This window comes from Pricia antarctica, from assembly GCF_900101815.1.
GTDB lineage: Bacteria > Bacteroidota > Bacteroidia > Flavobacteriales > Flavobacteriaceae > Pricia > Pricia antarctica.
In genome coordinates, this window is sequence record NZ_FNAO01000004.1 from 239,840 (window position 1) to 256,003 (window position 16,164).

Sequence of the window (16,164 nt, forward strand, 5' to 3'; positions counted from 1 at the left end):
AAAAGGGGCTATTAATTCTTATTCTTTCGTTTTTTGAAAATTAAGGGTTCTTGAGTAAAACGTATTGATAATCCCTCAAAAAATAAGAAAGTTAATATCACTATACTGCAGGTCGAACCATTCGCCGACTGACTTATTGGTCAGAATGCCATGGTACATATAGAGTCCGTTTCTCAGGCCCTTGTCGAATCGCAGCGAGTTTTCGAGTCCCCCATTTTCACCCAGTTCCAATAAATAGGGCGTAAAGATATTGCTGATAGAAATCGTGGCCGTCTTGGGATACCGTGAGGGAATATTGGGCACTCCATAATGGATTACACCATATTTCTCAATGGTAGGTTTGTTATGGGTCGTAACCTCGCTGGTTTCGAAACATCCGCCCATATCGATACTGACATCAATGATGACCGCCCCTTTTTTCATGTTTTCGACCATGGTCTTGTTGACGATTACGGGGGCACGATCTTTCCCGCGGATAGCACCAATGGCCACATCGCAGCGTTTTAGGGCTTTTAAAAGGTTCTTGGGCTGAAGGGTCGATGTATATACGGTTTGACGGAGACTAGCCTGCAAGTTTCGTAACATGGTCAACGAATTATCAAAAACTTTGACGTTCGCTCCAAGCCCCAATGCCGATCTCGCTGCAAATTCCCCGACCGTACCCGCACCGATGATGACCACCTCAACGGGCGGTACACCACTGATATTACCGAACATGAGTCCCTTGCCATCGTTGGTGGCCGACATGGTTTCCGCTGCGATAAGTACCGATGCAATTCCCGCAATCTCGCTTAACGAACGTACGGCAGGATATTTTCCATCGGCATCACGTATATACTCGAAGGCAATGGCCGTAACACGTTTGTTGGCCATTTTCTCAAAATATGCCTTGTTCTGGGTCTTTATCTGTAAGGCGGATATAATCGTGGCCTGTGGATTCATCATTTCGATCTCCGAAAGCGTAGGAGGTTCGACCTTGAGCAGCAAAGGACACGAGAACACTTTTTTGGTATCGCGCGTAATTTCCGCCCCAGCATTGGTGTAATCAAGATCCGAATAATGGGCGCCATCGCCCGCACCCGATTCGATCAGTACCCTATGACCATTCGAAATAATGGCTTGAACTGCATCTGGGGTAAGGCAGATTCGTTGTTCTTGATAGTGGTTTTCTTTGGGAAGGCCAATAAAAAGTTCGCTTTTTTGACGGAAAACTTCCAGTGTCTCTTCTTGCGGAAGTAATTGTTGTTTGCTAAAAGGGGAAGCAGGTTGGTTCATATGTGTTTACTAATTAATCGTGGCGAAATTCGATTAACAGTAAAAATACGACATTTTGAGAAATTCTAAATTTAACGGTAAAAAAGTAGAATAAGCCCGCTAAAACCTCAAATGAAGCCAATCGCCTATCTGGTGTTGGAACTGCCTAAAGTGGGATTCTATGTTGTCGGTGGAGAGTTTTTCGTTAATTTTTTCGGAGAGGGACTGGTAGCCAATTTCTTTTGGGGTTTCTGTGGATACGGGTGCGGGTGCATTTTTGTCGATGCCTTGTTTTTCTTTGAGTGACTGGAGTTCGGCTTCCATTGCTTCCAGATTTATACCGTGAACATGTCTGTCATACAATTTTATCCGGATAAAATATACGGTTGGTATCACAACCATACAAACAGGCAATAACCATATAATATTCTTGGTGTCAATAATATTGTCGTCTGAGTATAAAACTTCAAATACTTGGAACGCGTACATTGTTGCAGGAATCAAAATAATATGGTACCACCAGTGTTTACAGGTCAAAAACCAAATTATAAGTAAATAGAATGGTACAATTTTACTTAGTAAAAACCAAGCGTATGTATTCAAATCAGCAAAACCGTTGCTGTCAAAAACGAAACCTATAACGGAAACCGTTGCTTCAGGATTACTGGGTAGATATTGATGTAGTTTGAATACGAATGGAGATATAATTATCAGAAGAACACCAATTGAGTCAATGAAAATTCTTTTTTTCGCCTTCGTACTGATTTCAGATGATTTCTTTATCATTTCTTACAAGAATAACTTTTGCTAATTCTTGTAACGCAAAAAAGGGCAATATATTGATTGCCCTTTATAGTTTTATGTAAGAAAATTTATTTATTTGCTTGAGAAGGTATTTTAGTTTTGTCTACAAAACTCTGCTTTTTAGCCTGAGAAGGAATCTTTGTCTTATCAACAAAACTCTGCTTTTCAGCCTGAGAAGGAATCTTTGTTTTGTCAACGCCCTGCTCATACAGTTGGTCATCATTAGCATTGTCATTACTTTCACAAGAAACGACTAAAAGGGTTGCACAAGCCATCAGGCCAAATAGAACTTTTTTCATAATAAAGGGGTTTTTGGTTAATTATTTAGTTTGTTATGTGAACAAAAGTAGGAAAAATTCCCGAAATAAAAATGTGATTTGTCGTTAAAATCTTACACTTGAGCCGCAAAAAGAGTGCTTTCGTCGAAAAGTTGGTCGCTCGTCGAAATGAAGGCAATAAACGATAAACAAAAAAAAGGGAAAAGAGAACTTAGAAAATAAATAGGGGCCAAGAATCTATATCCGGACTTTGTCGCGAGGGGACCATTAAAAGCATGATTTTCACTGAATTCTTTTTGTGTTTTAAACTTTGAACCTAAGACCGCTTATCCTAAATCAATACGGGCGGCCTAGAACTGCAGCTCCCGAGTTTCGGCATCCATTATCTTAATATAAATATTCGTGGTATCGTTCGGAAGCAAGGAAGCAATTTTCTCTGGCCACTCGATAAAAATCCATACGTTTTGGGTTAGATAATCTTCCAGCCCTAGGTCTAGGGCTTCCATTTCGTCGTTTAAACGATAGAAATCGAAATGGTAGGCGAGCAGATTGCCATTTTGGTCATGGTATTCGTTGACGATACCGAAGGTTGGGCTATGGCCAGTGTCGCCTGCGCCTAATTCTTTTAACATGGCCTTAATCAAAGTAGTTTTGCCTGCGCCCATCGGGGCCTGGAAGCAGAACGTTTTGGAAGTTGCCATTTCAATAACCTGTTGGGCTATTTCTTGTAGTTGAGGCTCTTGATAACTAATTTCCATAAAAACTATTTAGGAGACAACACCACGAATGGAATAATCATCTCCTCCAATGAAACACCCCCGTGCTGATACGTATTTCGATAGTAACTGACATAATGGTTGTAGTTATTGGGATACGCAAAAAACAGATCGTTCTTGGCGAAAATAAACGAACTGCTCATGTTTATTCGGGGCAGATGAATCTGCGCCGGGTCTTGGGCGGCCAAAACGTCTTTATCTTCATAAGTAAGGCTGCGGCCGGTCTTATAGCGTAGGTTGAGACTGGTTTCCTTGTCGCCGATGACTTTTGAGGGCTGCTTTACATTGATGGTGCCGTGATCGGTGGTTATGATAAGTTTCATACCCAATTGCTGGGCCTGTTGAATGATTTCAAGCAAAGGGGAATTCTTGAACCAGCTTTGGGTCAACGACCGATAGGCCTTATCATTACTGGCGAGCTCTTTGATGACTTCCATTTCGGTCTTGGAGTGGCTGAGCATGTCCACAAAATTGTATACGATTACGGTTAAATCGTTGTCTTTCTGAGTTTTAAAATTTTGTGAAAGCTGTTTTCCTTGCCTTAGGCTGGTGATTTTATGATATTCCCATTTGATGTCGAGTCCCAAACGCTTGATCTGTGCGCCTAGGAATTTATCTTCGAACAGGTTTTTGCCACCTTCGTCCGTGTCGTTTTTCCACCAGTCCGGATAGCGTTTTTCCATCTCCAAGGGTGTGAGTCCCGAAAATATGGAGTTCCGGGCGTATTGAGTGGCGGTGGGGAGGATGCTAAAATAGGAATCTTCCTTGGTTTTCTTATAAAAAGAGCCAATGGTATCCTCAAAAGCGTACCATTGATCGTAGCGCAGGTTGTCGATTACGACTAGAAGGGTAGGGGTGTCACCTATTTCGGGCTTGATCCATTCCTTAAATAAGGTATGGGACATGACGGGGCCAGTACCGTCAAACCAATCCACGTAATTCTTATCGACGAATTTTCCGAAGTGGTTGTTGGCTTCGGTTTTTTGCGATTCCAGGATTTCGAACATGCTATTGTCCTCAATTTCTTCTAGACGCAATTCCCAATAAATCAGTTTTTTATAGAGTTCAGTCCATTCTGAAACCGAGTTGACCATGGAAAGATCCATCGCGATTTTACGGAATTCCTGTTGATAGTTGGCCGTGGTTTTTTCGGACACCAAGCGGAAATGATCGAGATTTTTCTTGAGGGATAATAAGATTTGATTGGGATTCACGGGTTTAATAAGATAATCGGCAATCTTAGATCCGATGGCCTCTTCCATGATAAATTCCTCTTCACTTTTGGTAATCATTACTACGGGAAGAGAAGAATCGATGATTTTGATTTCGTTGAGGGTTTCCAGGCCGGAGATACCGGGCATGTTCTCATCCAAAAAAACGATATCGACACGTGATTTTTGCAGTTCCTCCAAAGCTTCCTGTCCGCTTTTACAGGTAATAACATCGAAGTTCTTTCCTTGAAGAAAAATGATATGGGGCTTTAAAAGGTCGATTTCGTCGTCGGCCCAGAGGATTGTTATTTTGTTCATCCAGTATATACTTAACGGGTTAGTAAAATAAGTGTTAGGAAATTGCGGGTTAGTTAACTGGTGAGTTAGTTAACTAGCGGCTTATTAATCGTCTTCGATAGTTAAACAATTATAAACCCCTAAACTTATAATCCCATTTCCATAACTTTGAATTCGTCGAATCAGCTCCGAACAAATTATATTTTGAAAACCGCTATGAAGTTAAAATTTTTCAATGATCCAATTTACGGATTTATTGCCATTCCCAATCCTCTTCTGTTCGACCTGATCGCTGAACCCTATTTTCAACGATTGCGCCGTATTTCTCAAATGGGGCTATCCTATTTAGTATATCCAGGGGCACATCACACCCGTTTCCATCATGCGCTGGGATGCATGCATCTTATGCAACAGGCGATACAAGTACTTCGTTTAAAGGGAATTGAAATAACTACCGAGGAGGAAAACGGACTATACTGCGCCATCCTATTACACGATATCGGCCACGGTCCGTTTTCGCATGCCATGGAGCATAGTATTGTCGAAGGTACGAGCCATGAACACATTTCATTGATGTTCATGCAGGCTTTGAACGATAAGTTTAACGGAAGTTTAACGCTGGCCATCGAAATCTTCAAAGGCCGATATCACAAGCCATTTTTAAACCAATTGGTATCGAGCCAATTGGATATGGATAGGATGGATTATTTAAAACGTGATAGCTTTTATACAGGTGTTGCCGAGGGCAATATCAATGCCGAACGCTTAATTACCATGCTGAACGTAGTAGATAACAAATTGGTCGTTCAGGAAAAGGGAATCTATTCCGTAGAAAAATTCCTAATGGCACGGCGTTTTATGTACTGGCAAGTATATCTTCATAAAACGGGTATCGTCGCCGAGCAATTACTGATTCGCAGTCTTAAACGGGCCAAAGAGCTAGTTTTGAAGGGACAAACTTTAGTCTGTAGTAATGCGTTACGGTTTTTTCTAGAGCGTAAAATCGACAAGCAAAATTTCAACAGGTCCGTTCTCGATAATTTCGCCAAGCTCGATGATGTCGATATTTTGGCCGCTTTAAAAGCTTGGCAAGACCATCCCGATTTTGTGTTGTCCCGATTATGTCACATGATAATTGAGCGACATTTATTGAAAATAAAGCTTAAGGACAAACCCATTGACGACGCGCGGTTAAAGAAATATAAAGAGCGTTTTAGGAAGAAGCATAGCCTTACCGATTACGAGGCCGGCTATTTCGTTTTTACCGGAACCATTGAAAATCAAGCCTATGATCAAGAACTTCAGAATATCAATATCCTTAGAAAAAGCGGTAAGCTTGTCGATGTTGCCAAAGCATCCGACCAGTTGAACTTGAAAGCGCTATCTAAGAAGGTGGTCAAGTATTATGTGTGCCATCCGAAAGAAAGCGGACACTAATAGTAAGCAATGGCAGTATAAAAAAGCTATGGGTTCAGAATTGTGTATTCGGGGTTTTACTCTATCGATCACTACTAATTAATCCATTGCAAAGCGATCCACGGCTTCCTTAATGCGAGCCGTTATATTGTATAACTTACAGTCTATCCGCAACCCATATACCCCATCCAATAAACCCCAAACCATAAACTACAATGCATAAACTATTTTTCTTACTTTTGTTCCTATGGTTTTTACGGCAGGTCAGATTGCGGGTATTTTAGAGGGGGTTCTTGAGGGAGACCCGGAAATAGCCGTTCATAGATTGGCCAAAATCGAGGAAGGTGAAAAAGGGTCACTGACCTTTTTGGCCAATCCGAAGTATACATCCTATATATACTCCACAAAAGCATCCGTTACCATTGTCAATAAAAACTTCGTTCCCGAGCAGAAGTTAAATACCACCTTGATAAAGGTCGAAGATGCCTATGAATCCTTTTCGCGTATTCTTGAATATTACAATCAGGTAAAGAATAACAAAACCGGTATAGAGCAACCCGTGTATCTGTCGGACAACGTGTCTTACGGTACGGAGGTTTATCTTGGAGCATTCGCTTACTTGGGTAATAACGTGAGCCTTGGCGATAATGTGAAGATTTATCCGAACGTTTATATTGGCGATAACGTTTCCATTGCAGATAATGTCATCGTTTTTGCGGGAGCCAAGATTTATTCCGAATCGGTTATCGGTAAAAATTGTATCATACATAGTGGTGTTGTAATCGGTGCGGACGGTTTTGGATTTAGTCCCAATAAAAATGGGGAATTCCAAAAAATACCTCAAACCGGAAATGTTATTTTAGAAGATGATGTAGATGTAGGCGCCGGTACGACCATTGACCGGGCGACCTTGGGCTCGACCATCTTACGAAGAGGGGTAAAACTTGACAACCAGATTCAAATTGCCCACAACGTAGAAATAGGGGAACATACGGTTATCGCCGCTCAAACCGGAATTGCGGGATCGACCAAAATAGGAAGAAGATGTATGATCGGGGGGCAAGTGGGTATCGTAGGCCATATTACCATCGGTGACAATGTCAGAATCCAGGCACAGTCCGGTATTGGAGGCAACGTAAGTAGCAACGAGATCTTGCAAGGTTCGCCTGCGCTTAACTATGGCGACTACAATAAATCGTACGTCCATTTTAAAAATCTGCCGAAAATTTCCCATCGGCTCGACGAGCTTGAAAAAAATAGTATCCACCCTAAAGGAGTATGAATTTTCAATTTACAAATGAAACAACGAACCATTAACAAAGAGGTCATTCTTAAGGGCGTCGGTCTTCATACCGGTGCTAACGTGACCATGAAATTTGTTCCCGCACCCGTAAATCACGGCTATGCTTTCAAAAGAGTCGATTTGGAAGGCGAACCCATTATTGAAGCCGATGCCGAATACGTTGTGAATACCCAACGTGGAACCAACCTAGAAAAAAGAGGGGTGAAAATACAGACCTCCGAGCATGTTTTGGCTGCTTTAGTAGGTATGGAAATCGATAATGTTTTGATCGAGCTTGATGCTCCCGAACCACCGATTATGGATGGTTCCGCGAAATATTTTGTGGAAGCTCTTGAAATCGTTGGGGCGAAGGAACAGGATGCGGAGCGGGAAGAATTCGTTGTAAAGGATGTCATTTCCTATAAGGACGAGGCCACTGGCAGCGAACTGACTATAATTCCTGCAGAAACCTATCAAGTAACTACTATGGTAGATTTCGGCACCAAAGTTTTGGGTACACAAAATGCCACCTTGGACAACTTGTCGGACTTCAAGGAGGAGATAGCAAGTGCCAGAACCTTTAGTTTTCTTCATGAACTCGAGATGCTGTTGGAAAATGGGCTCATCAAAGGAGGTGACCTGAACAATGCTATCGTGTATGTTGACAAAGAGATATCCGCAGGCACCATGAAGAAGCTGGAGGATGCCTTTGATAAGAAAAAGCTTTCGGTAAAACCAAACGGTATATTAGATAATCTAACCCTGCACCAGCCCAACGAGGCCGCAAGGCATAAGTTATTGGATGTTGTCGGAGATTTGGCCCTTGCTGGTACCCGCATTCGTGGAAAAGTTATCGCCAACAAACCAGGTCACTACATCAACACGCAGTTCGCTAAAAAGCTGGCCAAAATCATCAAGGCCGAAAAGCGAAATAAGATACCCCAGTACGATTTGACTCAACCGCCTTTGATGGATATCCACCAGATTATGGATATGCTCCCGCACCGACCCCCATTTTTACTTGTCGACCGGATTATAGAGCTGTCCAAAACGCACGTGGTCGGTATGAAAAATGTGACCATGAACGAACCTTTCTTTATAGGGCATTTTCCGGGAGCTCCCGTTATGCCAGGGGTACTTCAAGTAGAGGCGATGGCGCAGACCGGTGGTATCTTGGTGCTAAGTACGGTACCTGACCCCGAGAATTACCTCACGCTTTTTATGAAGATGGATAATGTGAAATTCAAACAAAAGGTATTACCGGGCGATACCCTGATTTTCCATTGTAGCTTGATTTCTCCGATCAGAAGGGGCATTTGCCATATGCAGGCCTACGCCTACGCCAATAATAAATTGGTGTGTGAAGCGGAATTAATGGCACAGATTGTCAAGGTAAAAGAAACAAAATAACATGAACCAACCCCTTGCCTACATCCACCCGGGTGCCAAAATCTCTAAAAACGTGGTGGTCGAGCCTTTTACGACCATCCATAATAACGTAATTATCGGGGATGGCACTTGGATCGGTTCGAACGTGACCATTATGGAAGGTGCCCGCATCGGAAAAAACTGCAATATCTTTCCCGGTGCCGTCATTTCCGCTCCGCCTCAAGATTTAAAATACAAAGGTGAGGAGACCACGGTAACCATCGGCAACAACACGACGATACGCGAATGCGCGACCATACATAAGGGCACTTCGGATAGAAATAAGACCGTAATCGGGAAAAATTGCCTGATTATGGCGTATTGCCATATCGCCCATGATTGTATTGTCGGTGACAATTGCATATTTTCCAATAATTCGACCTTGGCAGGCCACGTAACGATCGGGGATAATGTTATTTTGGCGGGCCTCGTAGCCGTGCACCAGTTCGTATCCGTTGGGCAGCACGCGTTTGTCACCGGTGGTTCTTTGGTACGTAAAGATGTGCCTCCCTTTGTAAAGGCGGCTCGGGAGCCATTATCCTATGTAGGTATCAATTCCGTCGGATTACGTAGAAGAGGATTCTCATCGGAAAAAATCCGGGAAATACAGAATATCTATCGTATCCTCTATCAAAAAAATTATAATAATTCCCAAGCCACACAAATCATCGAAGCCGAAATGGAAGCCACTCCCGAAAGGGACGAAATCCTTCAGTTTATCCGTGATTCGCAACGTGGGATTATGAAGGGATATTTTAGTAACAGTTGACCCGGAATGATTCAAACTTCAATCGCTATTGCGTAGCTGTTCAAAGTAAAGGGTATCCCTAAAAAACTTGAACCTTCCAAGAGCATAGTAGACCTTGAACTTCAAACCTTAAATAGTAAACCTTAAACTTTAACATGGCATCAACATCCGATATACGCAAAGGACTTTGCATTCGCTACAATAACGATATCTATAAAATCATTGAATTTTTACACGTAAAACCGGGCAAAGGGCCGGCTTTTGTCCGCACGAAATTAAGGAGCGTGACTTCGGGCAAGGTGTTGGACAATACGTTCTCCGCAGGCCATAAAATTGAGGATGTACGTGTCGAGACACGTTCCTATCAGTTCTTGTACGCAGAGGGAGAGACCTATCATTTTATGAATACCGACGACTATAACCAGATAGCCCTTCAAGAAGGCGCTTTGGACACACCCGATTTATTAAAGGAAGGTGAAGTAGTTACCATTTTATTCAATACGGAAGATGCCATGCCCCTTTCCGTAGACATGCCCGCCAGCGTTATCCTAGAAATTACCTATACCGAACCGGGTGTAAAAGGAAATACCGCTACCAATGCCACCAAGCCCGCCAAAGTGGAGACCGGTGCGGAGATTAACGTGCCTTTGTTCATCAACGAAGGGGATAAGATTAAAGTCGATACTGCCACCAGTTCCTACATGGAAAGGGTTAAGGAATGATGGCGGTTTAGTTTATAAAAAGAACTTAATAATCAATACGTACTGCCCATTGAAATTTCCAACCCCCCATACCCTAAAACAAATCGCTACCCTAATTGGTTGCGAGTACATTGGTGCGGATGACTTTCCGGTTTTGGGGATGAACGAGATTCATGTGGTGAAAGAGGGGGATATCGTTTTCGTAGATCATCCAAAGTATTACGATAAAGCATTGAACAGTAAGGCGTCAGTCGTACTTATCAATAAAAAGGTTGAATGTCCGACAGGAAAGGCCCTATTGATTTCCGAGGATCCCTTTCGTGATTTTAATACCTTGACCACGTTTTTCAGGCCTTTTGAAAAAGCTTTGAACGCCATAGCCACTTCTGCGGTCATTGGGCGAAATACGGTGATTCAACCCAACGTCTTTATTGGAAATAATGTGGTCATCGGTGAAAATTGTTTGATTCATGCCAACGTATCCATATATGACAATTGTGTCATTGGCAACAATGTTATTCTGCATTCCGGCACAGTTCTAGGCTCCGACGCCTTTTATTACAAGAACAGACCCGAGGGTTTCGATAAATTAATTTCAGGCGGAAGGGTGGTTTTAGAGGATGATGTTGAACTGGGATCGCTGTGTACGATAGACAAGGGCGTTACGGGAGATACTAGGATAAAAAAAGGTACGAAACTCGATAATCAAGTACATGTCGGCCACGATACGGTGATTGGTGAGAAATGTCTTATCGCTTCCCAAACTGGCATTGCGGGCTGCGTCATTATTGAGGACGAAGTAACTCTTTGGGGCCAGGTAGGTACTACAAGTGGAATAACCATCGGAAAAAAAGCCGTCATAATGGGCCAAACGGGCGTAACTAAATCCGTTCCGGGAGGAAAAAGTTATTTTGGGACGCCCATTGAGGAATCCCGTGAAAAATTGAAACAATTGGCTAACGTTAAGAAAATACCAGCTATTTTGAAGAATATGGGGCAATAATTACGCCCCGAAACCTTTAAAAATCCTTTTCAATCCCATATTTTTGTGATTCTTAAAAAGGGAACGGGATAATAGGCATTGAGGGTTTTAGAACGTCTAATTAATGCTTTCAATCCCCTTAACTTTTTAATCTCTGAATTTTTTTCCAAACGATAAACACTAAACTACAAACCTGAAACAATGAGCGTATTAGTCAATAAAGATTCCAAAATAATCGTACAAGGTTTTACAGGAAGCGAGGGCACTTTTCATGCCGAACAAATGATCGAATATGGCACCCAGGTCGTCGGTGGCGTGACTCCGGGCAAAGGGGGACAAGAGCATTTGGGAAGACCTGTCTTCAACACCGTGGCCGAAGCCGTTGAAAAGGTAGGCGCCGATACGAGCATCATCTTCGTGCCACCGGCCTTTGCCGCCGATGCCATTATGGAAGCTGCCAATGCCGGCATAAAAGTAATTATTACCATCACTGAAGGAATTCCTATAGCCGATATGGTAAAAGCGGCGGATTACATAAAACATAGGGATTGCCGTTTGATTGGCCCCAACTGTCCCGGTGTCATTACTCCCGGAGAGGCCAAAGTAGGCATCATGCCGGGCTTTGTATTTAAAAAGGGAACTGTAGGAATCGTTTCTAAATCGGGAACCTTAACCTATGAAGCGGCCGATCAGGTCGTTCGACAAGGATTGGGCATCACCACAGCCATTGGTATCGGGGGAGATCCTATTATTGGAACGACCACCAAGGATGCCGTCGAGCTTTTGATCAACGATCCCGAGACGGAAGCCGTTGTCATGATCGGTGAAATTGGGGGACAATTGGAAGCCGATGCCGCAAAATGGTATAAAGCGAGCGGTAGCAAAAAACCGATAATCGGATTTATAGCCGGAGAAACTGCCCCTGCGGGCAGGACTATGGGCCACGCCGGTGCCATTGTCGGCGGTAGCGACGATACCGCACAGGCCAAGAAGAAAATCATGCGGGAACACGGCATCCATGTGGTGGATTCCCCCGCCGAAATCGGATTGAAAGTGAAAGAGGTCATGGGAAAATAAAATCCCAAAACTGTCGTGCCGAGCACAGTCGAATTGCCAAAACCCAATTCCCATAAAATCTACGTTACGATGAAATTGTTAGAAGGAAAAAACGTCATCATAACCGGTGCCAGTCGAGGTATCGGAAAAGGCATTGCCGAAATATTCGCAGATCATGGGGCCAATGTGGCATTCACCTACAGTTCAAGTGAAAAACCGGCTTTGGAATTGGAAAAGGAACTGGTAGCTAAAGGTGTGAAGGCTAAAGCCTATAAAAGCGACGCTGCAAGCTTTGAACAGGCAGGTACGCTGGTTGCAAAGGTTTTGGAGGATTTTGACGGCATCGATGTCCTTATCAACAATGCTGGCATCACTAAGGATAATCTTCTGATGCGTATGTCAGAGGCTGACTTTGATAGTGTTATCGAAATCAACCTTAAGTCCGTCTTTAATATGACCAAGGCCGTACAGCGTACTTTTCTGAAACAGCGGAGCGGTTCCATAATTAACATGAGCAGTGTTGTGGGTGTCAAAGGCAATGCAGGCCAGACCAATTATGCGGCCTCCAAGGCGGGTATGATCGGTTTTACGAAATCTGTGGCTTTGGAACTGGGCTCTCGCAATATCCGTTGCAATGCCATCGCTCCTGGATTTATAGAAACAGAAATGACGGATAAGCTTGACGAAAAAACAGTACAGGGCTGGCGAGAAGCTATTCCCTTAAAACGCGGCGGATCTCCCGAAGATATTGCCAATGCCTGCCTCTTTTTTGCTTCAGACCTTTCCCTATACGTGACCGGTCAGGTTTTGAACGTCGATGGGGGGATGCTTACCTAAAAAAGTTTATGGGTTTATTCGTTTAGGAGTTTAGTTGCGATTTTTTGGTGCTAGAATTTCACAAAAATACAACCTCCGTCCGCTACTTTGTACTTACTGTTAAGTACTAACTACTAAAAACAATGAACATCCAAACAGTATTCCTAATCATCCTAGCAGCCCTTGTTGCTTTAGGTATTGTACTGTTCCAGTATTACTACAGAACCAAACGAAAGGGCAGCTTAACCCTAATCCTTTCCTCTTTACGCTTTTTGGCTTTGTTCGGGGTCTTTCTGTTGCTGATCAATCCCAAGTTTACCAAAAACGAATATCGCATCGAAAAGGCCAATTTGTTGGTTTTGGTGGATAATTCTACTTCCGTGGCATCATCGAAGGATACCATCCAAAAGATTTTAAATGATATCGCGGATAATAATGCGATTAAGGATCGTTTTAATTTACAAGGCTACGGTTTTGGAACGAAATTAATGGGTGTAGACGTCATGGATAACAGCTCTCCCCTAAAGTCCGATTCCGTTTTCACGCAAAAAAATACCAATATAACAGCTGCTTTACGAGCAATTCAAGAAATTAATTCCGCTTCGAATTCCGCCCTACTGCTGTTGACCGATGGCAACCAAACCTTGGGACAGGATTATGAGTTTTACGGCAAAAAGCAAAAGTTTCCCATTTATCCTATTGCTATAGGCGATACTACGCGCTATGATGATGTCGTGATTGCGCAGGTGAACGCGAACCGATATGCCTTCCTTAAAAATAAATATCCTATTGAAATTTATTTGTCCTACAAAGGAAAGAGCGAGGTGCGATCCGCCCTAAAGGTATCGGTCGATGGGCAGCCGGTATTTCGGGAGAACATTTCATTTTCGGATACGGACAATTCAAAGACAATCAATACCCTTTTGGATGCCAATTCAGTAGGTGTGAAGAACATTGTGGTTTCCATCGATTCCTTGCATCAGGAACGGAACACGAGCAACAATTCCCGACAGATTGCGGTAGAGGTTATAGACGAAAAGACAGATATTACCCTTGTTTCTAACCTATCACATCCTGATATAGGGGCTTTAAAAAAGGCAATCGAGAGTAATGAGCAGCGTTCAGTCTCCATAAACAAACCGAATAGCGATGTGAAGCAGTTTGACGATGTCGACCTGTTTATACTGTATCAGCCCGATGCTTCCTTTAAAACCGTATACGATTATATCCAAAAGAAAAAGGCTAATGTTTTCACCATTACGGGCACAGAAACGGACTGGAATTTCTTGAATAAGGCGCAAAAGGGCTTTTCAAAAAACAGTTATAATCAATCAGAGGAGGTTTTCCCTACCTTAAATTCTGGTTTTGGACTTTTTAATATCAGTGATTTTTCGATTCAGGATTTTCCGCCGTTGAACAGTAACTTGGGAGAGATACAGCTTGATAATTCGGGGGAGGTTCTTTTGACTCAGCGTATCAAAGGTACGGAATTGAACCAGCCTTTGCTTGCGGTCATTAAAAATGGTACCCAAAGGGAAGCCGTATTATTTGGGGAAAATAGCTGGAAATGGCGGATGCAGAGTTTTCGCAACGAACAAAACTTCAAGAATTTCGATGAATTTATGGGTAAATTGGTACTCTACCTTTCTACCAATACGTCGAAGGAACGCTTAACATTGGAGTATAGTACGGTCTATGCAGGAAGTAGCTCCGCCAAGATTACGGCCACCTATTTCGACGAAACCTATGTTTTCGAGGCCAACGCGACGATAGACCTAAAGCTTAAAAATACGGGGACGGATTCCGTAACTGAGATGCCCATGCTTTTAAAAGGAAGCTACTACGAATCGGATTTAAGTAATCTAGCACCGGGCAGTTATGATTTTACAGTAACTGTACGCAATGAAAACCTCTCTAAATCAGGCAGTTTCACCATTCTTGATTTTGACGTGGAAAAACAACTGCTAACGACCGATTATCAGAAATTAGGACGTTTGGCTGAGAATACGGGGGGCGAGCTTTATTTCCCGTCACAAATTGAGACCCTAGTATCAGACCTATCAAAAGACAATCGTTTTTTGCCTGTTCAGAAAGGCGAACAAAATACCGTATCTTTGATCGATTTCCGAATGCTATTGGCACTGATCGCAGCCGTATTGGCTGCGGAGTGGATTATAAGAAAGTATAACGGACTCATTTAAACAAAGAATAACTATGGATAAATTACCAAAAATTGCATTACCTATTATTTTCGGCCTTATTGTGCTGGTCATCTTGATTTCAAAATCTGCCATAACTATCGAATCCGGTCAGGCCGGGGTTCTTTATAAAACTTTTGGTGGGGGAGTAGTGACCGATGAACTACCGATGGGAGAAGGTTTTCATATCGTAGCCCCTTGGAACAAAGTGTTTATCTATGAGGTGAGACAACAAGAGGTGTTCGAAAAAATGCAGGTATTATCTTCAAACGGACTGGAAATTAAATTGGACGCTTCCATATGGTTCGAACCAAAACGTGAATTATTGGGTAAACTACACCAAGAAAAGGGAACGGAATATATTCAGCGTGTTCTTTTACCTACCATACGGTCGGCGGCAAGAAGTGTCGTAGGACGATATACGCCGGAGCAATTGTATTCCAGTAAGCGGGACGCCATTCAGGAGGAAATTTTTGAAGAGACCAAAAAAATAGTTGACGGCCAGTACATTCAGTTGAACGAGGTATTGGTACGCGACGTCACCTTACCGCCAACCATAAAAGAGGCCATTGAGCGTAAATTGAAACAAGAGCAGGAATCTTTGGAATATGAATTTCGATTGGTCACCGCTAAGAAAGAAGCTGAAAAAGTTACCATTGAAGCACAGGGAAAGGCCAATGCAAACAAAATTCTTAGTGCCTCCTTAACCGACAAGATTTTACAGGACAAAGGTATCGACGCCACCCTAAGGCTCGCCCAATCGGCCAATGCCAAGGTCGTCATTGTCGGAAGCGGTGAATCGGGCCTTCCCCTGATTTTAGGAAATAATTAAAATAAATTTGGTCGGTCGGAATTAAGTTTTAATTTTACATGAATAATGAAAAACAAGCACACATATCATCATTTTTATACTTGCG

15 protein-coding genes are annotated in these 16,164 nt (G+C 42.8%); 10 read left to right on the forward strand and 5 right to left on the reverse strand.

All coding sequences use genetic code 11. The features are described 5' to 3' along the window. Positions 1–75 precede the first annotated feature (75 nt). The 5 genes from BLT07_RS08640 to porX form a co-directional block, all read right to left on the reverse strand. Positions 76–1,275 (reverse strand): alanine dehydrogenase, encoded by a 1,200-nt coding sequence (locus tag BLT07_RS08640; RefSeq protein ID WP_091867766.1) that lies wholly within the window; start codon positions 1,273–1,275, stop codon positions 76–78. A gap of 99 nt (positions 1,276–1,374) precedes the next feature. Then, positions 1,375–2,040, reverse strand: a complete 666-nt coding sequence (locus tag BLT07_RS08645) for a hypothetical protein (protein ID WP_091867768.1) — start codon at positions 2,038–2,040, stop codon at positions 1,375–1,377. A gap of 86 nt (positions 2,041–2,126) precedes the next feature. Continuing rightward, entirely contained in the window at positions 2,127–2,357 is a 231-nt protein-coding gene (locus tag BLT07_RS08650) for a hypothetical protein (protein WP_091867769.1), read from the reverse strand. Between the two features lie 329 nt (positions 2,358–2,686). Further along, positions 2,687–3,094, reverse strand: a complete 408-nt coding sequence (tsaE, locus tag BLT07_RS08655; RefSeq protein ID WP_091867771.1) for a tRNA (adenosine(37)-N6)-threonylcarbamoyltransferase complex ATPase subunit type 1 TsaE — start codon at positions 3,092–3,094, stop codon at positions 2,687–2,689. Positions 3,095–3,099: 5 nt separating this feature from the next. Then, positions 3,100–4,641, reverse strand: a complete 1,542-nt coding sequence (gene porX / locus BLT07_RS08660; protein WP_091867773.1) for a T9SS response regulator signal transducer PorX — start codon at positions 4,639–4,641, stop codon at positions 3,100–3,102. Between the two features lie 195 nt (positions 4,642–4,836). Here porX and BLT07_RS08665 point away from each other — a divergent pair, with 195 nt between their 5' ends. From BLT07_RS08665 to BLT07_RS08710, 10 genes are all read left to right on the forward strand, one after another. Then, positions 4,837–6,057 carry an HD domain-containing protein gene (locus tag BLT07_RS08665; RefSeq protein ID WP_394331309.1) on the forward strand — a complete coding sequence of 407 codons (1,221 nt, stop codon included), beginning with the start codon at positions 4,837–4,839 and terminating at the stop codon, positions 6,055–6,057. Positions 6,058–6,283: 226 nt separating this feature from the next. Then, complete coding sequence (lpxD, locus tag BLT07_RS08670) at positions 6,284–7,318, forward strand: UDP-3-O-(3-hydroxymyristoyl)glucosamine N-acyltransferase (protein ID WP_091867775.1); 1,035 nt, start codon at positions 6,284–6,286, stop codon at positions 7,316–7,318. 15 nt (positions 7,319–7,333) lie between these two features. Continuing rightward, entirely contained in the window at positions 7,334–8,728 is a 1,395-nt protein-coding gene (locus BLT07_RS08675) for a bifunctional UDP-3-O-[3-hydroxymyristoyl] N-acetylglucosamine deacetylase/3-hydroxyacyl-ACP dehydratase (RefSeq protein WP_091867777.1), read from the forward strand. Between the two features lies 1 nt (position 8,729). Then, complete coding sequence (gene lpxA / locus BLT07_RS08680) at positions 8,730–9,515, forward strand: acyl-ACP--UDP-N-acetylglucosamine O-acyltransferase (protein WP_091867778.1); 786 nt, start codon at positions 8,730–8,732, stop codon at positions 9,513–9,515. Between the two features lie 134 nt (positions 9,516–9,649). Continuing rightward, the gene (gene efp, locus BLT07_RS08685; protein WP_091867779.1) at positions 9,650–10,216 is read left to right on the forward strand and encodes an elongation factor P; all 567 of its coding nucleotides are present in this window, start codon (positions 9,650–9,652) and stop codon (positions 10,214–10,216) included. A 49-nt stretch (positions 10,217–10,265) separates the two neighbouring features. Beyond that, positions 10,266–11,198: a UDP-3-O-(3-hydroxymyristoyl)glucosamine N-acyltransferase gene (locus BLT07_RS08690; protein ID WP_091867780.1), complete on the forward strand. Its 933-nt coding sequence runs from the start codon at positions 10,266–10,268 to the stop codon at positions 11,196–11,198. Between the two features lie 180 nt (positions 11,199–11,378). Then, a complete protein-coding gene (sucD, locus tag BLT07_RS08695; protein WP_091867782.1) occupies positions 11,379–12,254 on the forward strand; it encodes a succinate--CoA ligase subunit alpha in 876 nt (291 codons plus the stop codon). Positions 12,255–12,323: 69 nt separating this feature from the next. Next, positions 12,324–13,070 carry a 3-oxoacyl-[acyl-carrier-protein] reductase gene (gene fabG / locus BLT07_RS08700; protein WP_091867784.1) on the forward strand — a complete coding sequence of 249 codons (747 nt, stop codon included), beginning with the start codon at positions 12,324–12,326 and terminating at the stop codon, positions 13,068–13,070. Positions 13,071–13,192: 122 nt separating this feature from the next. Next, positions 13,193–15,250, forward strand: coding sequence for a vWA domain-containing protein (locus BLT07_RS08705; protein ID WP_091867786.1), 2,058 nt, complete (start codon positions 13,193–13,195; stop codon positions 15,248–15,250). Between the two features lie 13 nt (positions 15,251–15,263). Beyond that, complete coding sequence (locus BLT07_RS08710; protein WP_091867788.1) at positions 15,264–16,079, forward strand: prohibitin family protein; 816 nt, start codon at positions 15,264–15,266, stop codon at positions 16,077–16,079. Positions 16,080–16,164: the final 85 nt, after the last annotated feature.